The 20,972-nt window shown below is 62.7% G+C and carries 17 protein-coding genes; 8 read left to right on the top strand and 9 right to left on the bottom strand.

Annotated elements, in window-relative coordinates; genetic code table 11:
- The first annotated feature begins 18 nt into the window (after positions 1–18).
- From AC3RCM_RS11660 to AC3RCM_RS11670, 3 genes are all read left to right on the top strand, one after another.
- Complete coding sequence (locus tag AC3RCM_RS11660; RefSeq protein ID WP_104887753.1) at positions 19–1,212, top strand: HlyD family secretion protein; 1,194 nt, start codon at positions 19–21, stop codon at positions 1,210–1,212.
- On the top strand, positions 1,209–2,744 hold the full coding sequence (locus AC3RCM_RS11665; RefSeq protein ID WP_004575310.1) for a DHA2 family efflux MFS transporter permease subunit: 1,536 nt from the start codon (positions 1,209–1,211) through the stop codon (positions 2,742–2,744). Before AC3RCM_RS11660 ends, AC3RCM_RS11665 begins: the two co-directional genes overlap by 4 nt.
- Before the next feature lie 832 nt (positions 2,745–3,576).
- Positions 3,577–4,323 carry an SDR family oxidoreductase gene (locus tag AC3RCM_RS11670; RefSeq protein WP_088512710.1) on the top strand — a complete coding sequence of 249 codons (747 nt, stop codon included), beginning with the start codon at positions 3,577–3,579 and terminating at the stop codon, positions 4,321–4,323.
- A 7-nt stretch (positions 4,324–4,330) separates the two neighbouring features.
- Here the strand turns inward: AC3RCM_RS11670 and AC3RCM_RS11675 are convergent, their stop codons facing one another.
- The 5 genes from AC3RCM_RS11675 to AC3RCM_RS11695 all read right to left on the bottom strand — a co-directional run bounded on the left by AC3RCM_RS11675 (position 4,331) and on the right by AC3RCM_RS11695 (position 11,403).
- On the bottom strand, positions 4,331–6,397 hold the full coding sequence (locus tag AC3RCM_RS11675; protein ID WP_409320378.1) for a PAS domain-containing protein: 2,067 nt from the start codon (positions 6,395–6,397) through the stop codon (positions 4,331–4,333).
- Positions 6,398–6,459: 62 nt separating this feature from the next.
- On the bottom strand, positions 6,460–8,121 hold the full coding sequence (locus tag AC3RCM_RS11680; protein WP_198748101.1) for a PAS domain-containing sensor histidine kinase: 1,662 nt from the start codon (positions 8,119–8,121) through the stop codon (positions 6,460–6,462).
- 57 nt (positions 8,122–8,178) lie between these two features.
- A complete protein-coding gene (gene mapR / locus AC3RCM_RS11685; RefSeq protein ID WP_003247831.1) occupies positions 8,179–9,588 on the bottom strand; it encodes a GntR family transcriptional regulator MpaR in 1,410 nt (469 codons plus the stop codon).
- A gap of 50 nt (positions 9,589–9,638) precedes the next feature.
- Positions 9,639–11,042: a cytochrome c oxidase accessory protein CcoG gene (ccoG, locus tag AC3RCM_RS11690; protein WP_104887749.1), complete on the bottom strand. Its 1,404-nt coding sequence runs from the start codon at positions 11,040–11,042 to the stop codon at positions 9,639–9,641.
- A 121-nt stretch (positions 11,043–11,163) separates the two neighbouring features.
- Positions 11,164–11,403: a DUF3203 family protein gene (locus AC3RCM_RS11695; RefSeq protein ID WP_003247835.1), complete on the bottom strand. Its 240-nt coding sequence runs from the start codon at positions 11,401–11,403 to the stop codon at positions 11,164–11,166.
- A 169-nt stretch (positions 11,404–11,572) separates the two neighbouring features.
- Between AC3RCM_RS11695 and AC3RCM_RS11700 the strand changes: the two genes are divergently transcribed.
- A complete protein-coding gene (locus AC3RCM_RS11700) occupies positions 11,573–12,091 on the top strand; it encodes an MgtC/SapB family protein (RefSeq protein ID WP_014590733.1) in 519 nt (172 codons plus the stop codon).
- Between the two features lie 533 nt (positions 12,092–12,624).
- On the opposite strand, the gene AC3RCM_RS11705 is transcribed toward AC3RCM_RS11700, so the two are convergent.
- From AC3RCM_RS11705 to AC3RCM_RS11715, 3 genes are all read right to left on the bottom strand, one after another.
- Positions 12,625–13,524 carry a hydroxymethylglutaryl-CoA lyase gene (locus AC3RCM_RS11705; protein ID WP_020191380.1) on the bottom strand — a complete coding sequence of 300 codons (900 nt, stop codon included), beginning with the start codon at positions 13,522–13,524 and terminating at the stop codon, positions 12,625–12,627.
- A gap of 19 nt (positions 13,525–13,543) precedes the next feature.
- Positions 13,544–13,942: a MerR family transcriptional regulator gene (locus AC3RCM_RS11710; protein ID WP_003247847.1), complete on the bottom strand. Its 399-nt coding sequence runs from the start codon at positions 13,940–13,942 to the stop codon at positions 13,544–13,546.
- 75 nt (positions 13,943–14,017) lie between these two features.
- Entirely contained in the window at positions 14,018–14,896 is an 879-nt protein-coding gene (locus tag AC3RCM_RS11715) for a helix-turn-helix domain-containing protein (RefSeq protein WP_003247849.1), read from the bottom strand.
- A 172-nt stretch (positions 14,897–15,068) separates the two neighbouring features.
- Here AC3RCM_RS11715 and pobA point away from each other — a divergent pair, with 172 nt between their 5' ends.
- From pobA to AC3RCM_RS11730, 3 genes are all read left to right on the top strand, one after another.
- A complete protein-coding gene (gene pobA / locus AC3RCM_RS11720; RefSeq protein WP_064493370.1) occupies positions 15,069–16,256 on the top strand; it encodes a 4-hydroxybenzoate 3-monooxygenase in 1,188 nt (395 codons plus the stop codon).
- A 150-nt stretch (positions 16,257–16,406) separates the two neighbouring features.
- The gene (gene ggt, locus AC3RCM_RS11725; RefSeq protein WP_492629620.1) at positions 16,407–18,197 is read left to right on the top strand and encodes a gamma-glutamyltransferase; all 1,791 of its coding nucleotides are present in this window, start codon (positions 16,407–16,409) and stop codon (positions 18,195–18,197) included.
- A gap of 44 nt (positions 18,198–18,241) precedes the next feature.
- The gene (locus AC3RCM_RS11730; RefSeq protein WP_003247855.1) at positions 18,242–19,123 is read left to right on the top strand and encodes a LysR substrate-binding domain-containing protein; all 882 of its coding nucleotides are present in this window, start codon (positions 18,242–18,244) and stop codon (positions 19,121–19,123) included.
- A gap of 152 nt (positions 19,124–19,275) precedes the next feature.
- Here the strand turns inward: AC3RCM_RS11730 and ocd are convergent, their stop codons facing one another.
- Positions 19,276–20,328, bottom strand: coding sequence for an ornithine cyclodeaminase (ocd, locus tag AC3RCM_RS11735; protein WP_010954390.1), 1,053 nt, complete (start codon positions 20,326–20,328; stop codon positions 19,276–19,278).
- 187 nt (positions 20,329–20,515) lie between these two features.
- On the opposite strand from ocd, the gene AC3RCM_RS11740 reads away from it, so the two are divergent.
- A complete protein-coding gene (locus AC3RCM_RS11740) occupies positions 20,516–20,938 on the top strand; it encodes an Lrp/AsnC family transcriptional regulator (protein WP_198748098.1) in 423 nt (140 codons plus the stop codon).
- Positions 20,939–20,972: the final 34 nt, after the last annotated feature.

The following is a 20,972-nucleotide window of genomic DNA, read 5'->3' on the forward strand; positions in this document are numbered from 1 at the left end:
ATTATCCAAGGTATTGTCATGGCCACTCCCACAGACACCCCGACTCCCTCCGTCGCGCCTGAGCCGTCGCGCAAGCGCAAGGCTTGGCTGCTTGGCCTGCTGTTGCTGCTGATCCTTGCCGGGGTCGGCACATGGGCCTGGTACAGCATTGTCGGGCGTTGGCACGAAAGCACCGACGATGCCTACGTCAACGGCAACGTGGTGGAGATCACCCCGCTGGTCGCTGGCACCGTTACCAGCATCGGGGCCGATGACGGCGACCTGGTCCACGCCGGCCAGGTGTTGCTGCAATTCGACCCGGCCGACAGCGAAGTGGCCTTGCAGTCCGCCGAAGCCAAGCTGGCACGCAGCGTGCGGCAGGTCCGTGGGCTGTACAGCAACGTCGACTCGCTGAAGGCTCAACTGGAAACGCGCCAAGCCGAACTGCGCAAGGCGCAGCAGGACTTCAACCGGCGCAAGGTGCTGGCTGACAGCGGTGCGATTGCCGCCGAAGAACTGTCCCATGCCCGCGACGACCTGAGCGTTGCCCAGGCCGCCGTCAACAGCGCGCGGCAACAGCTCAGCACCAGCAGCGCGCTGGTCGACGACACCGTAGTGTCGTCGCACCCCGATGTCATGGCTGCTGCTGCCGACCTGCGTCAGGCCTACCTCGACCACGCCCGCACCACGCTGGTCGCGCCGGTCACCGGCTACGTCGCCAAGCGTACCGTCCAGTTGGGCCAGCGCCTGCAGCCGGGCACCGCGACCATGGCGGTCATCCCGCTGGATCAGGTGTGGATCGATGCCAACTTCAAGGAAACCCAGCTGCGAGAGATGCGCATCGGCCAGCCGGTGGAAATCACCGCTGATGTGTACGGCAGTGAGGTCAAGTACAGCGGCACGGTCGACAGCCTTGGCGCGGGCACCGGCAGCGCCTTTGCCTTGCTGCCGGCGCAGAACGCCACCGGCAACTGGATCAAGATTGTCCAGCGAGTACCCGTGCGCATCCACCTCAGCCCCGACCAGCTCAAGGACCACCCGCTACGTATCGGCCTGTCCACCGTGGTTGAAGTCGACCTGCATGACCAGAGCGGCCCGACCCTGGCCCAGCAGCCACCGCAGAAGGCCAGCTACACCACCCAGGTGTATGACCACCAGCTGATCGAAGCCGACAACCTGATCGCCCGGCTGATTCACGAGAACAGCGCAACCGGCAAGACGGCGCAACGATGAGCAACAACGCCGCTGCCCAGTTCACGCCGCCGAGTCTGCTGCTGACCACCATCGGCCTGTCGCTCGCGACGTTCATGCAGGTGCTGGACACCACCATCGCCAACGTGGCCCTGCCGACCATTTCCGGCAACCTGGGGGTGAGCTACGAGCAAGGCACCTGGGTCATCACCTCGTTCGCGGTGAGCAACGCTATTGCCTTGCCGCTGACCGGCTGGCTGAGCCGGCGCTTTGGTGAAGTGAAACTGTTCATCTGGGCCACGCTGCTGTTCGTGCTGGCTTCGTTCCTGTGCGGTATCGCCCAGTCGATGCCCGAGCTGGTCGGCTTTCGTGTCTTGCAGGGTGTGGTCGCCGGGCCGCTTTATCCGATGACCCAGACTCTGCTGATTGCTGTCTACCCCCCGGCAAAACGGGGGATGGCACTGGCGCTGCTGGCGATGGTCACGGTGGTGGCGCCGATTGCCGGGCCGATTCTTGGCGGCTGGATTACCGATAGCTACAGCTGGCCATGGATCTTCTTCATCAATGTGCCCATCGGCCTGTTCGCTGCTGCCGTGGTGCGCCAGCAGATGCGCACGCGCCCGGTGGTCACCAGCCGCCAGCCGATGGATTACATTGGCCTGCTGACCCTGATTATCGGCGTCGGTGCCTTGCAGGTAGTGCTGGACAAGGGCAACGATCTGGACTGGTTCGAATCGTCGTTCATCATTGTCGGCAGCCTGATTTCGGTGGTGTTCCTGGCGGTGTTCGTGATCTGGGAGCTGACCGACCGGCACCCGGTGGTCAACTTGCGCCTGTTTGTGCACCGCAACTTCCGCATTGGCACCATTGTGCTGGTCGGGGGGTATGCCGGGTTCTTCGGTATCAACCTGATCCTGCCGCAGTGGTTGCAGACGCAGATGGGCTATACCGCGACCTGGGCAGGCCTGGCGGTGGCGCCGATCGGTTTGCTGCCGGTGATCATGTCGCCGTTCGTGGGCAAATATGCGCACCGGTTCGACTTGCGGGTGCTGGCTGGGTTGGCGTTCCTGGCGATTGGCACCAGTTGCTACATGCGTGCCGGTTTCACCAGCGAGGTGGACTTCCAGCACGTGGCCTTGGTGCAGTTGTTCATGGGGATTGGCGTGGCGTTGTTCTTCATGCCGACCTTGAGCATTCTGCTGTCTGACCTGCCGCCGCACCAGATTGCCGACGGTTCGGGGCTGGCAACATTCCTGCGAACCTTGGGCGGGAGTTTTGCGGCTTCGTTGACCACCTGGATCTGGATCCGTCGGGCGGACCAGCACCATGCCTACCTGAGTGAGCACATCAGTCAGTTCGACCCGACGACGCGGCATACCCTTGAGCAGTTGGGCGGGGCCAGCCCGCAGAGTTATGCGCAGTTGGAGCAGATACTCAATGGGCAGGCTTACATGATGTCGACGGTGGATTACTTCACCTTGATGAGCTGGGTGTTTGCCGGGTTGATTCTGCTGGTGTGGTTCGCCAAGCCGCCCTTTACCGCCAAGGCGGGCCCGGCATCGGCGGGGCATTGAGTGCACTCGCACTCGCTCTCGCTCTCGCTTCGGCTTTTGATTTTGCTTCTAAGCGCGCGATAGCCCAGGCGCCGCGGATTGCGACTTCAGGAGGCCGAGCGTAGGGCTTGCGAAGGGAGGTGACGGGCATGGATGCCCGTCAAGCGCTGAGGCCCCATGGATGGGGCCTGCAGCGCGTACTCCCGGGAGCAAGCCCGGAGCGAGGGAACCCCGGAGCGTAGCGCAGGGGCCGGATGATAGGAGCCAGCGTTTTTTGGTTACTTTTTGTCGCGTTTGACAAAAAGTGACCCGCCGTAAGGGCGGAAAGGTGACTATGCGCCACCTGCGTGAATGAATACCTACTCGATGTGAATGCCCACATCCAAGAAGCAAGAAGCAAGAAGCGAACTCGTCTGTTTTGGCTCAGCGAACAGTCCATTTGCGATGGCGACACTGACTCACCTTTTCGCCCTTACGGCGAGTCACTTTTTGTCAAACGCGACAAAAAGTAACCAAAAAACGCTGCGCTCCCATCATCCGGCCCCTGCGCTGCGCTCCGGGGTTCCCTCACTCCGGCCTTGCTCCCGGCAGGACCGCGCCGAAGGCCCCATCCTGGGGCCTCAGCGCTTGACGGGCATCCATGCCCGTCACCTGCCTCCGCAAGGCCTGCGTTCGGCCTCCTGAAGTCGCGAAGATCAAGATCAAGATCAAAAGCCAGATCAACAGCCAGATCAACAGCCAGATCAACAGCCACATCAACAGCAGAGGGGTGGCTGTGCTGATCTTCGTCATTCCAACGCAGCGCCATTTCGCCTATTGTCGATGCTCCCATCCCCAAACCATTGGCAAACCCATGGAGAACGTCATTGTCATCACCGGCGGCAGCCGCGGTATCGGCGCTGCCACTGCGCTGCTGGCCGCCCGCCAGGGCTACCGCATCTGCATCAATTATCACGCCGATGACCAGGCCGCCGAAGCCATCCTCAGCCAGGTCCGCGCCCTGGGCGCCGAGGCCATCGCGGTGCGCGCCGACGTCAGCGTCGAAGATGAAATCATCCAGCTGTTCCTGCGCGTCGACGATGAGCTCGGCCCGGTCACCGCACTGGTCAACAACGCCGGCACCATCGGCCAGCAGAGCAGGGTCGAGGACATGTCCGAGTTCCGGCTGCTGAACGTCATGAAGACCAACGTCGTCGGCCCCATGCTCTGCGCCAAGCACGCCCTGCTGCGCATGGCGCGCCGGCATGGCGGGCAAGGCGGGGCCATCGTCAACGTATCATCGGTCGCCGCACGCCTGGGTTCGCCCAACGAGTATGTCGACTATGCCGCCTCCAAGGGCGCGCTTGACACCTTCACCATCGGCCTGGCCAAAGAAGTGGCAGGCGAGGGCGTGCGCGTCAATGGCGTACGACCAGGCTATATCCATACCGGTTTCCATGCGCTTTCGGGTGACCCGGATCGCGTCAGCAAGCTTGAACCTGGCTTGCCCATGGGCCGAGGAGGGCATCCCGAGGAAGTGGCCGAGGCCATCCTCTGGTTGCTTTCGGACAAAGCCTCCTATGCCACCGGCAGCTTCATCGACCTGGGCGGCGGGCGCTGAGCGCCCGTCAAGGTTCCAGCAGCTCGCGAACCCGCTCTGCCAGTGCTTCCAGTTCGAACGGCTTGGTCAACACCAACGTACCTTGCAGCGGTTGGCCGTCGCTGAGCGCCGCGCTCTCATCGTAGCCGGTGATCAACAGCACCTTGAGGTCCGGGTAGCGCTCACGGCAGCGTTCGGCTACCTGGCGGCCATTCAGGCCGCCAGGCAGGCCGACATCGCTCAGCAGCAAGTCTGGCCGTTCGCCGCTTTGCAGGTGGGTGAGGGCAGACGGACCGTTCTCGAAGGCGTCCACCCGATAGCCCAGCTCTTCCAACACTTCGCCGATCACCAGGCGCAAGGCAGTCTGGTCTTCAACCAACAGAATGCGTTTGGCAGCCTCGCTGCTTCTTTGCAAGGGCGCGCGCGGAGGTTTACTGACTGGCGCCTGGGCTTGCTCGTGGTGGCGGGGTAACAGCAGCTCGATGCGGGTACCCTCGCCAGGCGCCGACAGCACCCGTAATTGCCCACCCGACTGGCGCACGAAGCCATAGGTCATGGACAGACCCAGGCCGGTGCCCTGGCCCATCGGCTTGGTGGTGAAGAACGGCTCGACTGCGCGCTCGACAACTTCAGCCGACATGCCGCTACCGTTGTCGACGATGCTCAGCCGCACGAACTCGCTGGCCGGCAGTTCCATTGCCACGGCCTGCTCGTCGTCAAGCAGCAGGTTGTCGCCGATGATCTCGATCACACCCCCGGCAGGCATGGCATCGCGCGCGTTGATGCATAAGTTGAGCAAGGCGCTTTCCAGTTGGGGAGGGTCGATGAAGGTCGGCCACAGCTGGCTGGCGAAGCGGCTGCTCAGGGTAATCGCCGGGCCGATGGTGCGGCGCAGCAGGTCTTCCATGCCGGCCACCAAGGTGGCCACTTGCGTGGAGCAGGGTTGCAGGGTCTGCTGGCGGGAGAATGCCAGCAGCCGGTGCACCAGCGAAGAGGCCCGCTGCGCCGCGCTGCTGGACAGCTCCAGCAAGGGCGCCAGGGCGTCGAAGCGTGACTGGTCCAGGCGTTGACGCATCAACTCCTGGGCGCCCAGGATGCCGCCCAGCAAATTGTTGAAGTCGTGGGCAATGCCGCCACTGAGCTGGCCTACGGCCTCCATCTTCTGTGCCTGGCGCAGCGCCGCTTCGGCCTTGGCCAAGCGTTCCTGCTCCTGCACTCGCTCACTGATGTCATAGGCGAACAGAAACGCGCCCTGTACCTCGCCTATGGGGTCGCGCAAGGCGTTGAAGCGCAACTCATAATGACGCACCGCGGGGGGCTTGCCGAAGGTGCCGATCTCGATGAACTGCTCGCCTGCCAGGGCGCGCTGCCACATCGGCAGAATAGGCGTCTGGCCGGCGGTGCCATCCTCGAACAACCCGGGCAGGTAGTCGCCGATTTCGGGTGTCCTCCCGTACAGCAGGTGGAAGTCATGCCTGGCTTGGCGATTGACAGCGAGCCAGCGCAGGTCCTTGTCGACCACATGCACATTGACCACACTGTGATCGACCAGCTCGGCAAACAAGCGTCGCTCCGCCAGTGCGGCATTCACCCGTTGTTCGAGCTCTTCGTTCAGGCGCTGCAGGGCCTGCTCTGCACGCCGGCGCTCGGTGACATCCTTGAACAATACCGCTACCTGGCGTTTCTCGGCAGGTTCTATGCGAAAAGTGGTCACCGACAGCACGTGGCCCGTGGCAATCAGTTCCTGCTCGAAGTGCAGCGGTTCGCCGGTGCGAAGCACCGAGCCATAGCGGGCCACCCAGTCATCCGCCTCATCGGGCACCATCTCGCGCAGTTTTTGCCCGACCACGTTGGGGATGCCGGCGTGTTTGGCATAGGCTGCGTTGGCCAGCACGTGCACGTAGTCACTCAGGGGGCCATGGGGGCCATCGAAGAACTCGATGATGCAGAAGCCTTCGTCCATGGTGTCGAACAGTGAGCGATAGAAGTCCTGATCGTGCGCCTGGTGGCTTGCAAGCCGTTGCTCCAGCAGTGTGTTCTGTCGCTGGAGGTCTTCGACTTGTTGGCGCAGTGAGTTCAGATCACGAGAAGGCATGCCTGCGTCCGGCCAATGAAAAGTCCTGACTTTAACGTGTTCACCTGCAGGCGAATAGCCACTCAGGGTGACTGGGCGGTGCTCCCCAGCAGCCGTTCAAGCGCCTGGGCAAGTGCTTGCAGATCGAAGGGCTTGGCCAGCAGTTCGGTGCGCCGGTGGGGCCGCGCATTTGCCGTACTGTGCGCAAGGTCATAGCCTGTGATCAGCAGCACCGCGGCATGCGGTGCAATATCTCGACAGGCGTCCGCGAGTTGGTAGCCATCGATACCCCCGGGCAGGCCGACATCGGTGATCAGCAAGTCTGGCGCAGGGGCTTCCTGCAAGGCCTTGTATGCCTGGCGGCCATCTTCGAATGCTTGAACTTCATGGCCCTGGTCCAGCAATACCTCCAGCATGACCAGGCGCAGGGCCGGCTCGTCTTCCACCAGCATCACCTTGCACACGCGCTGCTGAAGTGAGACCGCAGGTGCAGTCCCCTCGACGTGGGGGCAGGGTGAAGCGGCGGCGACGCTTTCATCGCAGGGGAGATACAGGTTGATGGCGGTACCCTGGCCAGGCGTGCTGTCGATGACCAACTGGCCACCGGATTGCCGCACAAAGCCGTAGACCATGGACAACCCAAGGCCAGTGCCCTGGCCGAGCGGCTTGGTGGTGAAGAAGGGCTCAAGGGCGCGCTGCATCACTGCTTTGGACATACCCATGCCGGTGTCTTCAACGCGGATACGCAGAAACCGGCCAGCGGCCAGGCGCAGTTGCCTGGCTTCGGCGCCTTGCACTTCGACATTGGCGCAACCAATGCTCAAGGTGCCGCCAAGCGGCATGGCGTCTCGGGCGTTGATGCACAGGTTGAGCAGCGCATTTTCCAGTTGCTGTGCGTCAATTCGGATGGGCCATTGTCCGGCATGCGTCTGGTCGTGATAGTCGACATAGGGGCCGGTGGAGCTGCTGATCAGGTCGTGCATACCGGCCACCAGTTGCTGCACATCGACCCGTTGCGGGACCAGCGTCTGCTGCCGTGAGAATGCCAGCAAGCGCTGCACCAAGGCTGCGGCGCGTTGGGCGTTGTGCCGGCTGAGTTCAAGCAGCTGCGCAGTGTCCGCCAGGCGTTGCTGCACCAGACGTTGCCCGGCCAGTTCCAGGGCGCCAAGGATGCTGGCCAGCAGGTTGTTGAAATCATGGGCAATCCCGCCGGTCAACTGGCCGACCGCCTCCATTTTCTGCGCCTGGCGCAGTGCTTCTTCGGCCTGCTGCAGGCGTTCCTGTTCGGTCACGCGCTGCGTGATGTCATAGGCGAACAGGTAGCCGCCCTGAATTCGCTGCTGAGCATCGAGCCACGGGTGGTAGCGAATTTCGTAGTGGCGTGGTGCGTCGTCCAGCCCGAAGGTGACGGTGTCGATGAACGCTTCCCCCGCCAGTATGCGCGGCCATATCGGGGCCAGGCGGCCCATGATGTCGGGTTGACCGGTCAGGAACTGGGGTACGTAGTCGCCAATCTGCGGCACGAAGCCTCGGTAACGCTCGAAGGTTTCGCGCGCCGTGCGGTTGATGGCCAACAGGCGCATCCTGCGGTCGGCAGCAAACACGTTGGCCGGGCTGTTGTCGAGCAGTTCTCCAAGCAGCCTGTCATGCGCCTGGACGCTGTCTTCGCGCTCTGCCAGGCGTGCTTCCAGTTCTGCGACACGCGCTTGCAATTGTGCAAAGGACGCAAGCGTATCTGGCTGCATGACGAAGGCCTGATGATCGGATCGAGCAACTATAGTTGCCCCTCGGGCCCCTCGCTATCAGAACGAGCGAATGATCCGCCCGAGGGTTTCCATGGCCTGTTCGGCGCCGTCATGCCAGGGGCTGCCGTAGTTCAGGCGGATGCAATTGCCAAAGCGTCGGGTGGGCGAAAAGATCGGCCCAGGGGCGATGCTGATGCCTTGGGCCAGGGCCATGTGGAACAGCTTGAGGGCGTCCATCTGCTCGGGCAGTTCCAGCCACAGGAAGTAGCCGCCGGAGGGCTGGCTGACCCGTGTCTGCGCCGGGAAGTGGCGGGCGATGGCTGCCAGCATGTTGGCCTGCTGGCCCTCCAGCGCGTAGCGCAGCTTGCGCAGGTGGCGGTCGTAGCCGCCGTGTTGCAGGTAGTCGGCGATGGCCGCCTGAGCCGGCATGGAGGCACACAGGGAGGTCATCAGTTTCAACCGCTCGATCTTCTGCGCAAAGCGCCCGGCGGCCACCCAGCCAATGCGATAGCCCGGTGCCAGGCTTTTGGCGAACGAGCCGCAGTGCATGACCAGGCCCTGAGTGTCGAAGGCCTTGGCGGGTTTGGGCGCCTGTTGCGAGTAGTACAGCTCGGCGTACACGTCGTCTTCGATCAACGGCACCTGATGGCGCGCCAGCAACTCCACCAGGGCCTGTTTCTTGGCCTCCGGCATGCTTGCACCTACCGGGTTCTGGAAATTGGTCATGCACCACACGGCCTTAACCGGGTGCTTTTCCAGGGTCTGCGCCAGCACCCCCAGGTCCATGCCCTCGCGCGGGTGCACGGGGATTTCCACGGCCTTGAGCTTGAGCCGCTCCAGCACCTGCAGGCAGGCATAGAAGGCCGGGGCCTCGATGGCGACCAGGTCGCCCGGCTGGGTCACGGCCTGCAGGCACAGGTTCAGGGCCTCCAGTGCGCCGTTGGTGATCAGCAGCTCTTCCATCGGCAGCATCAGCCCACCGACCATGTAACGCAGGGCGATCTGCCGGCGCAGCTGCGGGTTGCCAGGGGACAGATCGGTCACCACCATGCGCGGGTCCATGCTGCGGCTGGCACTGGCCAGTGAGCGGGACAGGCGTTGCAGCGGGAACAGTTCAGGGCTGGGAAAGGCTGAGCCGAAGGCAATGGTGTTGGGGTCCTTGATCGAGTCGAGGATCGAAAATACCAAGGCGCTGACGTCGACATCGGTAGACTCGCTCACCGGTTGCAGCGCCTGCGGCTCGCTGAACTGACGCGGAACGTGGGCGTTGACGAAATACCCGGAGCGCGGCCGGGCGCGGATCAGCCCGCGCCGTTCCAGCAGGTAATAGGCCTGGAACACGGTAGACGGGCTGACCCCGTGGGTCTGGCTGGCGTAGCGCACGGACGGCACGCGCTGGCCGGGGCCCAGCACCCCGGAGCGGATCAGTTCGGCAATGTCATCGGCGAAGCGTTCGTAGCGTTTCATTCTGGCCTTCTGTCCAAGCCTGGCAGGCAAGGTGGCGTGAGTGTAAAGGATCAGCGGTTCATGGGGGCGACGAAGCGACTGTGCGCCACGCTGCGAATAGTGGGGTCGTCTCGCTCGCTGATTTCAAAGCTCAGCGTCTGCGAGCTGCTGCTCGGGCGCTCGGCGAGCATCGCCACCGACACCGGCAGTTCGCTCATTTCGCCAGCAGGGATGACCAGTGCGCTATTGCCCTGCAGGGTGAAACCGTCAGCGTCCAGCAGGCGCAATTGATAGTGCTGGGTACGTTCGGTCTTGTTGATGACTTTGAGCAGGTAAATGTTCTCGATCTGGCCTTGGGCGTTTTCGCGGAACAGGCCGCGGTCCTTGATCACATCCAGCGATACCATCGGGCGCATCTGCAGGGCCACCACCAGTGCCCCGATCATGACCAGCAGTGCGGCAGCGTAGCCCAACAGGCGCGGGCGCAGCCAGTGCGTGGTACCGCCTTGCAGGCTGTGCTCGGACTTGTAGCCAATCAGGCCGCGGGCGTAACCCATCTTGTCCATTACTCCGTCACAGGCGTCGATGCACGCGGCACAGCCGATGCAAGCCATCTGCAAGCCATCACGGATGTCGATGCCGGTGGGGCACACCTGCACGCATAGGGTGCAATCGATGCAGTCGCCCAGTCCCTGGGCACCGACGTCACTGCCTTTCTTGCGCGGACCACGGGCTTCGCCACGACGCGGGTCGTAAGCGACCGCCAGGGTGTCCTTGTCGAACATCACGCTCTGGAAGCGCGCATACGGGCACATGTGCAGGCACACCGCTTCACGCAGCAGGCCGGCATTGATGTAGGTAGCGGCCGTGAAGAACAGCACCCAGAACAGTGCCACACCGCCCAGTTGCAAGGTGAGCAATTCTGCGGCCAGTGGCCGGATCGGGGTGAAGTAGCCGACGAAGGTCAGCCCCGTGAGCACGCCAATGGCCAACCACAGGCTGTGCTTGAGCGTGCGACGGGCCAGTTTGTTTAGGCTCCAGGGCGCCGCGGCCAGCTTGATGCGCTGGTTGCGGTCCCCCTCGGTAACCTTTTCGCACCACATGAATAGCCAGGTCCAGGTGCTTTGCGGGCAACTGTAACCGCACCAGACGCGCCCGGCGTAGACGGTGATGGCGAACAGGCCAAAGGCACAGATGATCAGCAGCGCCGACAGCAGGATGAAGTCCTGGGGCCAGAAGGTGGCGCCGAAGATGTGGAACTTGCTGTTTCCCAGGTCCCACAGTACGGCCTGGCGGCCGTTCCAGTTCAGCCAGGCCGTGCCGAAGAACAGCACGAACAGGGCGCCGGCAAAGCCGATGCGCAGGTTACGGTAAAGCCCGGTAAAGCTGCGGGTCTGGATGCCGCTGTCGGTGCGTCGCGCTTGGATGCTGGCTGGGGCGGTGGCGATCTCTGTAAAAGGGATTCTATCGTTCATGGTTCGGTGCTCATCAGGCCTCGATCAGGCATGAGCACTATGGCGCTGAAGCTGTTATCAGCACAGGTTCAGATTTTACGATAAAAACCATATCAGATTTGCCGCATGGCCCCGCCAGGCCTCATATCACCGAGCCTGGCGCGCTGGCCTTCAGATGCCTGCGGCTATCCACCGCACCCGCCACGGTCAGTGCATCGGCCTCGGTTTCGGTAATGGGCACGCGTTGGCCGGCCAGTATGGCCACCGACATACGCAACTGTTCGTCGGTGATGATCTCGATATCCGGGCCTTCGCCCTCGATGCGCAGGCCTTCGCCGATCAGCGTGCAGCGGCGGGTGGTTTCGTCGATTTCAATGGGCATGGTGGGGTCCTCCCGGGGTGATTACAGGGTGGACCACGGTCAGGGGCCAGTTGCTGCATCAGCAAGCTGAGCGGCACTTTGCAGTACGTGTGACGGTCAACCTTGCATAGGGCAGGCCTGCTGACGTGGCAGGCGGATTCATAAAGCTCAAGCAGGGGAAACAACTGCGATGGACGTCATCTGGCAAGCAATCCAGGCGGAATTCGCCGATGTCACCGATGAGCGCGAGGTGACGCAAATCCTTGTGCGCTTGCTGATGGCTGCTGTGCTTGGCGCAGTACTGGGCTTCGAGCGCGAACACAAGGGCAAGTCTGCCGGGGTGCGTACCCATATGCTGGTGTCGCTGGGGGCCGCCCTGTTCGTTCTGTCGCCCAGTATGGCGGGGTCCGACGAACAGGCACTCAGTCGGGTGATCCAGGGCATCGTTGCCGGTATCGGTTTTCTCGGTGCGGGTACCATTCTGAAGGGTAACGGCCAGGACACCAGCCATGTGAAGGGCCTGACGACCGCTGCCGGGCTATGGATGACCGCTGCCATCGGTACGGCGGCTGGCATGGGACGCGAAGCCACGGCGCTGATCAGCACGGTACTGGCCCTGCTGGTACTGGGCACGATGCCGTTGCTGGTGGAGAAGGTCGAAGGGCAGGATGAGGAGAAGCAGAAGGAGGAAGAGGGCAGGAAGCACTGAGGGGAGCCGAAGCTCCCCTCAAAGCGTTGTTGCCTGCTCTTTTTTTATTATTGGGACCGGCCTATTGTTGTTTTTGTCGGCTTGTCCTGGTGTTGCGGGCGACCCCCATGCGGGGTCAAGAGCAAACGTATTTTTTTGAGCGCTGACCTGCTTTCATCATTGCTGATCCGAACCTGGCTGCCCCTACCTTGAGGTAGTTTTTATTGTTCTGTGCCAGACCGCGGGGCGAACCCCTGAAAAGCGTGTCGACTCCAAAAAAATCTGCTTGCTACGCCTCTGCCGTGTTGTTCTTGTTATGTCAGAGCCGTTACCTGTTGTTTTTATTGGGTATCGCGTTTTTTTTGTTGTTGTACCAGAGATATAGCAGGGTGCGTGCCAACTTTTGAAAACCCTTTAAAATCAATGAGTTAAGAATTTTGGTCGACACCACCCAGCCTGAAATTCTGCCGATTTGTTTCCCTGTTACCCGATTTTTTGCTGTGAAATGTGCGGGAGGTAACACTTCACCCACACCAATGTGACACCCGTGTGACCTATCGTGCGCTGCACGCCCGTGCTACCCGCGACCCGTTGTCGCGGCCCAGCACGTCGCTGATGCGCTGGCCGGCGGCTATCAGCCGGCCCAGGTCGATGCCGGTTTCAATGCCAAGCCCCTGCAGCAGGTACACAACGTCTTCGCTGGCGATATTGCCGGTAGCACCCTTGGCGTAAGGGCAGCCGCCCAGCCCGGCTACCGAGCTGTCGAATACGCTGATGCCTTCGAGCAGGCTGGCATAGACGTTGGCCAAGGCCTGGCCGTAAGTGTCATGGAAGTGTCCGGCCAACTGCTCGCGCGGTACCTGGGCCGACACCACCTCGAACAGGCGTCGGGTGTCGCCTGCGGTGCCGGTGCCGATGGTGTCACCCAGCGAGACCTCGTAGCAGCCCATGTCGTGCAGGGCGCGGGCTACCGGGGCCACCTGCTCGGCGCTGACCTTGCCCTCGTAAGGGCAGCCAAGCACACACGACACATACCCGCGCACGCGCACGCCGTGGCTGCGCGCAGCGTCCATGATGGGTTCGAAGCGCTTGAGGCTTTCGCTGATCGAGCAATTGATGTTGCGCTGCGAGAACGCTTCGGAGGCGGCAGCGAACACCGCTACTTCCTTGACCCCGGCAGCCAGGGCGTCCTCGAAACCGCGCAGGTTCGGCGCCAGCGCGGCATACGTCACACCGGGGCGCTGCTGGATGCCGGCGAATACCTCGGCAGAGCCGGCCATCTGTGGCACCCACTTGGGGGACACGAAACTGCCCACTTCTATATAGGCCAGGCCCGCTTCGGTAAGGTCGTTGACCAGGCGTACCTTGTCGGCGACGCTGATGGGCTGGGCTTCGTTCTGCAGGCCGTCGCGGGGGCCGACTTCGACCAGGCGGACGTGTTTGGGCAAGGACATGGCGGGTTTCCTGTGGCGTTCAGCGGTTGTCTTTGTTGTTCAGGGTGGCGGCCAGGGCTTGTTCGCAGCGTTCCTGGGCGGTGTCCAGTTCCAGTTGCATCTGGTGAATGTCCAGCATCTGCTGCTCCAGTTGCGCGCGGCGCTCGGCGATCTTCGCCAGCATGCTGTTGAGCTGTTTGAGGTTGCCGCTGGTGGGGTCGTACAGTTCGATCAGCTCGCGGCACTCGGCCAGGGAAAAGCCGATGCGCTTGCCGCGCAGGATGAGCTTCAGGCTGACCTTGTCGCGCGGTGAGTAGATACGTTCCAGCCCGCGACGCTCAGGGCTGAGCAGGCCCTGTTCTTCGTAGAAGCGGATAGCGCGGGTGGTGATGTCCAGTTCGCGGGACAGGTCGGAGATGCTGTAGGTCTGAGTGCTCATGCTCGGGCTCGGCGTGGGGTATGCGGATATCCTGAGGGCAGGTTGACGTATACGTCAAGAAGAGGCCGCCAAGGATTATTCCGACAACCCTGATCTGCGATACGCATTGGGCGTTTGCCCACTCAAGCGCTTGAACCACCGGGCGAAGTAGGTCGGGTCGGTAAACCCCAGGCTATCCGACAACTGCCCGATGCTCATCCGCGTGTAAATAAGGTTGCGTCGCGCCTCCAGCAACAACCGCTGGTGCACCACCTGCAATGCAGTCTGACCGCTCAGTGCCCGGCACAGCTGGTTCAGTTGCAAACTCGGAATATTCAGCCGCGCGGCAAAGTCTTCAACCGACAGATGCTCGCGGTAATGCGCTTCGACCAGGCGCAAGTATTGCCCCAGCAACAGGCGGTCACGTTCATCACGGTTACGCGGTGCCTGCCCTTGCTGCTGACGGCGGCTGATCCACACCATCAGCGCGGTCACCAACGCTTCCAACATCGCGGCGCGTGCCGGGGCATTGCCTTGGTACTCCCGCTGCAAGGTGTCGACCAGGCTGCGCAGGTGCACGCGGTCATGGCCCAACGGATAACACGCAGGCTGTGCCAGCACCGTCAGTGGCGCGCCCAGGCGCTGTTCCAGGTTCGCTACAAGGGCAGTACCAAAGGTCAGGACATAGCCCTGGATATCGGCGCTGAAGCGAAAGCCATGCACGGTCATCGGTGGCACGACCTGGATCGCCGCTTCGCCGATGGCACTGCGCACCCCCTCGATCTCCACCTGGGCCTGGCCACGCTGTACATACAGCAGCTGGAACAGCTCGGCATGCTGGTGCGGCTTGATCTCCCAGTGATGCAGGCGGCTGCGTGCCGGGATCGACTCGCAGTGCAGCAGGTCGGTGCCGGGCCAGGCCTGATTTTCGCCATACAGCTTGAACAACGGGACGCCGGGGAGGGTGGATTTCATCTGGGTTGGCCTGTCCGTTAATCGAACGCTTTTCGTAAAAGTGCAGGTTTTTTATGGAATAGCACACTTAAACGGCGTTTTCTGCCAGTAAAAATGCAATGGCAAACCCTAACAGCAGATGCCGCCCCGCTGCCAGTCCCGGGCCGGTATCGTCCGAACAGAGACAACAACAATGAAAACTCAGGTTGCAATTATTGGTGCAGGTCCGTCTGGCCTGCTGCTGGGCCAGCTGCTGCACAAGGCCGGTATCGATAACATCATCGTCGAACGCCAGACCGCCGAGTACGTACTAGGCCGCATCCGCGCCGGGGTGCTGGAGCAAGGCACGGTCGACCTGCTGCGCGAGGCCGGCGTGGCCGAGCGCATGGACCGTGAAGGCCTGGTGCACGAGGGGGTCGAACTGCTGGTTGGCGGGCGCCGCCAGCGTCTGGATCTCAAAGCCCTGACCGGCGGCAAGACGGTGATGGTCTACGGCCAGACCGAAGTCACCCGTGACCTGATGCAGGCCCGCGAAGCCAGTGGTGCGCCGATCATTTATTCAGCCGCCAACGTTCAGCCGCATGAATTGAAAGGCGAAAAGCCCTACCTGACGTTCGAAAAGGATGGCCGGGTGCAGCGGATTGACTGCGACTATATCGCCGGCTGCGACGGCTTTCACGGCATCTCGCGGCAGAGCATCCCGGAGGGCGTGCTGAAACAGTATGAGCGGGTTTACCCGTTTGGCTGGCTGGGCCTGCTGTCGGACACACCGCCGGTCAATCACGAGCTGATCTACGCCCACCATGAGCGCGGTTTCGCGTTGTGTAGCCAACGCTCGCAAACACGCAGCCGCTACTACCTGCAGGTACCTTTGCAGGATCGGGTCGAGGAGTGGTCTGACGAGCGTTTCTGGGACGAACTGAAAGCCCGTTTGCCCGCCGAGGTGGCGGCGGACCTGGTCACAGGCCCTGCGTTGGAAAAAAGCATTGCGCCGCTGCGTAGCCTGGTGGTCGAACCCATGCAGTATGGTCACCTGTTCCTGGTGGGTGACGCTGCGCACATCGTCCCCCCTACCGGTGCCAAAGGCCTTAACCTGGCGGCCTCGGACGTCAACTACCTGTACCGCATTCTGGTCAAGGTGTACCACGAAGGGCGCGTCGACCTGCTTGCTCAATACTCGCCGCTGGCACTGCGCCGCGTGTGGAAGGGCGAGCGCTTCAGCTGGTTCATGACCCAACTGCTGCATGACTTCGGTAGCCACAAGGACGCTTGGGACCAGAAGATGCAGGAAGCTGACCGCGAGTACTTCCTGACCTCGCCGGCGGGGCTGGTGAACATTGCCGAGAACTATGTGGGGCTGCCGTTCGAAGAAGTGACCTGATCCGTCATTGCGCAAACCTGGCACTCATGCAGGGAGCAAGGGCTGCATTGGTCAGCGAATGGCTTGCCGGTAATTACACCAAGGCTTGAAGTCGAGACTGCGTATGACCGACAGTGCTTCGCTGAATAGGTGATGGCAGGATGCATGACGATGAAATATCCCACCCCGCTGATCGGCGCTCTGTGCCTGCTGGTTGCCAGTAACTGGGCCGGCGCCGACCAGGTATTGCCCACGCCACCGGAACTGGCCTCCGGCTACCGCAGCGGTTTGCAGCCGGTGCACGCCAGCCGGCACATGGTTGCCGCAGCCAACCCGCTGGCCAGTGAAGCGGGGCGGGCGATGTTGCGTGCCGGCGGCAGTGCGATTGACGCCGCCATCGCCATGCAAATGGTGCTGACACTGGTCGAGCCGCAGTCCAGTGGGATCGGTGGCGGGGCGTTCATCCTGTACTGGGATGGCAAGCGCGTGCAGGCATTCGACGGGCGTGAGGCAGCACCTGCGGCGGTGACGGAAAAACTGTTCCTGCAAGCCGATGGCACACCCATGCCGTTCCGGGTGGCGCAGATCGGTGGGCGTTCGGTGGGCGTGCCCGGGGTGCTGCGTGCCCTGAAACTGGCCCACGAGCAGCACGGCAAGTTGCCCTGGCACGACCTGTTCGCCCCGGCCATCGCCTTGGCACGCAACGGCTTCGCGGTTTCCGAGCGCCTGCACACGCTACTGGCCGGGGACCCCTACATTGCCCGCTCACCCGCAATGGCTCGTTACTTCCTGGATGAACAGGGCAGGCCGCTGGCCGTGGGTACAATTCTGCGCAACCCTGAGTTGGCACAGACCTTCGAGCAGATCGCCGCACAGGGGCCCGAGGTGTTCTACAGCGGTGAAATTGCCGAAGCCATCGTCGCCAAGGTGCGTGGCCATGCCAATGCCGGGTATCTGTCGTTGCAGGACTTGCAGCGGTACCAGGCCAAGGAGCGCGAGCCGTTGTGCGGTCCCTACAAGGCCTGGCAGATCTGCGGCATGCCGCCGCCCTCATCGGGTGGGGTGACCGTCCTGCAAACCTTGGGCCTGCTCGAAGCCGTGCAGCGCACCGCGCCGCAACGCGACCTGGCAGCGCTGCGACCGCTGGCCACCTCGTCCCCGGCCCGCCTGGAAGCCCCGCCCATGGCCGTGCACCTGATCGCCGAGGCCGAGCGCCTGGCCTACGCCGACCGCGCTCAGTACCTGGCCGACAGCGACTACGTGCCCGTCCCGGTCAAGGCCCTGACCGATTCTGCTTATCTGGCCAGCCGCGCGGCGCTGATCGGCGAGCACAGCATGAAGCGCGCCCGCCCGGGCCAGCCGCAAGGGGCGGACCTGACGCTTGCGCCCGACCGCTCGCCACTGCGCATCTCCACCTCTCACCTCAGTGCGGTGGATGACAGCGGCCAGGCCCTGGCCATGACCACCTCGGTGGAGGCCGCATTTGGCTCGCACCTGATGGTCAAGGGCTTCCTGCTCAACAATCAGCTGACCGACTTCTCGTTCATCCCCCACGAGCACGGCAAGCCTGTGGCCAATCGGGTGCAGCCGGGCAAACGGCCGCTGTCGGCCATGGCGCCGACGTTGGTGTTCTCGCGTGCCACGGGCGAGTTTGTCGCGAGCCTCGGTTCGCCGGGTGGTTCGCAGATCATCGGTTACGTGAACAAGGCGCTGGTCGGCCTGCTGGATTGGCAGCTCGACCCGCAACAGGCCGCGGGCCTGCCCAACTTCGGCAGCCGCAATGCCGGCACCGAAGTGGAAGCAGGGCTGAGCAGCCCGGCGCTGATCCGCCAGTTGGCAGCCTGGGGCCATGAGGTGACACCGATGACCATGACCAGCGGCATGCAGATCATCCAGCGCAGCGGCGAGGGTTGGTCAGGCGGTGCCGATCCTCGGCGGGAAGGAGTGGCCCTCGGTGACTAGCCGTGATAGAACGCAGACTTGCCATTCAGTCGTTGAATATCTAGATGTCTATCAGCGTGAAATCGAATAGAGCTCTGTTCGACCTCGACCTGCTGCGCGCCATTGTCGTGGTGGCCGACTGCGGCAGCTTCACCACCGCTGCCGCGCGGCTGCATTCGACCCAGTCGACGATCAGCCAGAAAGTACGCCGCCTGGAAGACATGGTCGGCCACCGCCTGCTGGTGCGAGGCAACCGTGATGTGCTGCCGACCGACGCCGGGCAGACCTTGCTCGGCTATGCCCGGCACATGCTGGCCCTGAACGATCAGATGCTTGAAGCCCTGGCCGGGGCGATGGTGGGCACCACGGTACGGCTTGGTGTGCCCGAGGACTTCGTGGGCGGGCGTACCACCAATGCGCTGTCGGCATTCAGCCGGCTGCACCCACAGGTGAAGCTCGAAGTGACCAGCGGCTTGTGCCGTGACCTGAGCCAGGCCTATGACAATGGCGAACTTGACCTGGTGCTGCTCAAGCAGCGGCGCAACAGCCGTGAGGGTGTGGCCTGTTGGCCAGAGCGTCTGCAGTGGATCGACAGCGCACACACGCCTGCCTTCGAGCTGGACCCGATCCCGTTGGTCACCTTTCCGCCACGCGGCCTGTACCGCGAGGACATGATCAACGCCATCGAAGGCATGGGGCGGCGCTGGCGCATCAGCTTTACCAGTTCCAGCCTCAGTGGCATCCAGGCTGCGGTCGCCGATGGCATGGGTATCAGCCTGCTGCCACCCAGGGCGGCCACCGGCGAGCACAGGGTGCTGGGGGCCGGGCAAGGGCTGCCGGAGGTCGACAGCTATGAGATCGTCATCGTGCACCGGCCGACGGCGGATGTGATGGTCAAGGCGTTGGCTGAGGTGATGACGCAGTTGCTGGCGGGCGGTGGGATCTGACGGTCAGTGGGAAATGCGCTTGCACACGACCCAACGCCAGTGCGATCACTGTGGGCTTTTCCGGCGAGCACGGGCTAAGCCCGTGCCATGCACCGTGCAGCCTGCTTAGCGGGCATGCCTGCTCCCACACGTTCGACTAAACCGATTCAATGTCAGGCAACCCGTCGGATGCGCCTTTTGCCAGCGCGGCCTCGGGTGTGGCTGAACAGGTCTTTCGGGTCGTCCTCCACCCACGGCACCAGGTCGATCTTGGTGCCCATCCCGCGCTTTTCGGCTTGCTGTAGTACGTACCGTAGTACGGTGTAGTCTTCGAGGGCGAAGCCCACCGAATCGAATACAGTGACCTGGCTGTCGCTTTGGCGGCCCTCGGTTTCTCCGCGCAGCACGCGCCACAGGTCGACCACCGGAAAGTCCGCCGGCAGCTGCTGGATCTCACCTTCGATACGGGTTTGTGGCTCGTACTCGACGAACACCCGCGCGTTGCGCAGCACATCGGCGTGCAGCTCGGTTTTGCCAGGGCAGTCACCACCCACGGCGTTCAGGTGCATACCGGGCTCCAGCATGTCGGGGGTAATGATGGTGGCGTAGGCCTTGTCGGCCGTCACCGTGGTGATGATGTCCACGCCTTTCACCGCCTCGGCAACCGAACTGGCTCGGCGGATGGTCAAGCCGCTGTATTCCTTGAGGTTGGCGATAAGCTTGGCGGTGGCCAGCGGGTCGGTGTCGTAGGCGACGATTTCTTCGATGCCCAGGTGCTTGTGGAAGGCCAGGGCCTGGAATTCGCTTTGCGCGCCGTTGCCGATCAGCGCCATCTTGCGCGCGTTCGGGCGGGCCAGTGCCTGGGCTGCCATCAGCGAAGTCGCTGCGGTGCGCAGGGCGGTGGCGATGGTCAGTTCGGACAGCAGCACCGGGTAACCGGAGTCGACATCGGCCAGTACACCGAAGGCCATCACCGTATGCAGGTTGCGTGCAGTATTGGCCGGGTGGCCGTTGACGTATTTGAAGGCATAGCGGCTTTTGTCGGCGACCGGCATCAGTTCGATCACGCCCACTTCCGAGTGGCTGGCAACGCGCGCGGACTTGTCAAACGCCTGCCAGCGTTTGAAATCGTCCCGCAGGGCAGCGGCAAGCTCGCCAATAAACGGCGCTACGCCAATGTCATGCACCAAGTCCGACATGGTTGGAACATCAATGAAATACGTCATGCTCTTGCACCTTGTTATTGTGCGCTTGCCCAGCAGTGCGGGGTAAGCGCTTGAGATTATCGAAGTGAAGCCGCATGAATATTTTGATGACAGGTTGCGCCAATCGGAAGCATACAGGTTGTCAGTTTCATCAGGCTTCTGGACAATCTGCCAACCCAACGTAGCAATCTGATTATTTGGCAGGCTTATGGACACGATCGATCGGGAACTGATTGCACTGTTGCGGGACAACGCACGTACCCCGGTGCTGACCCTGGCAAAAAAGCTGAAGGTGGCCAGGGCAACGGTGCATAACCGCATCACCCGGCTTGAAGAGCAGGGTGTGATCATCGGTTATACGGTACGTCTGCGCTCCGATGCGCTGGATCAGGGGGTGCGGGCAATCACCAGCATCGGCATCAGCGGCCACCATGCCGCAGAGGTCAAGCACGCGTTGCGCGGGCATCCCAATGTGGTGGCCATCCACACCACCAATGGCCGCTGGGACCTGATGGCAGAGTTGCGCGCCGACACCCTCGAAGCGTTCGACCTGGCGCTGAACGCCATCCGCTCGATCCCGCATATCGAGAACACCGAGACCAGCATCCTGCTTTCGACCTATAAGATGTGACCGCTGAGCCAGAGAGGGGTATTGCATAAAAAGC

Source organism: Pseudomonas sp. GW823-FHT05G12 (genome assembly GCF_058795575.1).

Excerpts from the sequence above, each read along its gene's own strand:
- AC3RCM_RS11730 (WP_003247855.1), top strand. The coding sequence starts at position 18,242 with ATGTCTATCAGCGTGAAATCGAATAGAGCTCTGTTCGACCTCGACCTG.
- AC3RCM_RS11710 (WP_003247847.1), bottom strand. The coding sequence starts at position 13,942 with ATGAGCACTCAGACCTACAGCATCTCCGACCTGTCCCGCGAACTGGAC.
- AC3RCM_RS11715 (WP_003247849.1), bottom strand. The coding sequence starts at position 14,896 with ATGAAATCCACCCTCCCCGGCGTCCCGTTGTTCAAGCTGTATGGCGAA.
- ggt (WP_492629620.1), top strand. The coding sequence starts at position 16,407 with ATGAAATATCCCACCCCGCTGATCGGCGCTCTGTGCCTGCTGGTTGCC.
- AC3RCM_RS11700 (WP_014590733.1), top strand. The coding sequence starts at position 11,573 with ATGGACGTCATCTGGCAAGCAATCCAGGCGGAATTCGCCGATGTCACC.
- pobA (WP_064493370.1), top strand. The coding sequence starts at position 15,069 with ATGAAAACTCAGGTTGCAATTATTGGTGCAGGTCCGTCTGGCCTGCTG.
- AC3RCM_RS11695 (WP_003247835.1), bottom strand. The coding sequence starts at position 11,403 with ATGCCCATTGAAATCGACGAAACCACCCGCCGCTGCACGCTGATCGGC.
- AC3RCM_RS11740 (WP_198748098.1), top strand. The coding sequence starts at position 20,516 with ATGGACACGATCGATCGGGAACTGATTGCACTGTTGCGGGACAACGCA.
- AC3RCM_RS11705 (WP_020191380.1), bottom strand. The coding sequence starts at position 13,524 with ATGTCCTTGCCCAAACACGTCCGCCTGGTCGAAGTCGGCCCCCGCGAC.
- ocd (WP_010954390.1), bottom strand. The coding sequence starts at position 20,328 with ATGACGTATTTCATTGATGTTCCAACCATGTCGGACTTGGTGCATGAC.
- mapR (WP_003247831.1), bottom strand. The coding sequence starts at position 9,588 with ATGAAACGCTACGAACGCTTCGCCGATGACATTGCCGAACTGATCCGC.
- AC3RCM_RS11665 (WP_004575310.1), top strand. The coding sequence starts at position 1,209 with ATGAGCAACAACGCCGCTGCCCAGTTCACGCCGCCGAGTCTGCTGCTG.
- AC3RCM_RS11675 (WP_409320378.1), bottom strand. The coding sequence starts at position 6,397 with ATGCCTTCTCGTGATCTGAACTCACTGCGCCAACAAGTCGAAGACCTC.
- AC3RCM_RS11680 (WP_198748101.1), bottom strand. The coding sequence starts at position 8,121 with ATGCAGCCAGATACGCTTGCGTCCTTTGCACAATTGCAAGCGCGTGTC.
- AC3RCM_RS11670 (WP_088512710.1), top strand. The coding sequence starts at position 3,577 with ATGGAGAACGTCATTGTCATCACCGGCGGCAGCCGCGGTATCGGCGCT.
- AC3RCM_RS11660 (WP_104887753.1), top strand. The coding sequence starts at position 19 with ATGGCCACTCCCACAGACACCCCGACTCCCTCCGTCGCGCCTGAGCCG.
- ccoG (WP_104887749.1), bottom strand. The coding sequence starts at position 11,042 with ATGAACGATAGAATCCCTTTTACAGAGATCGCCACCGCCCCAGCCAGC.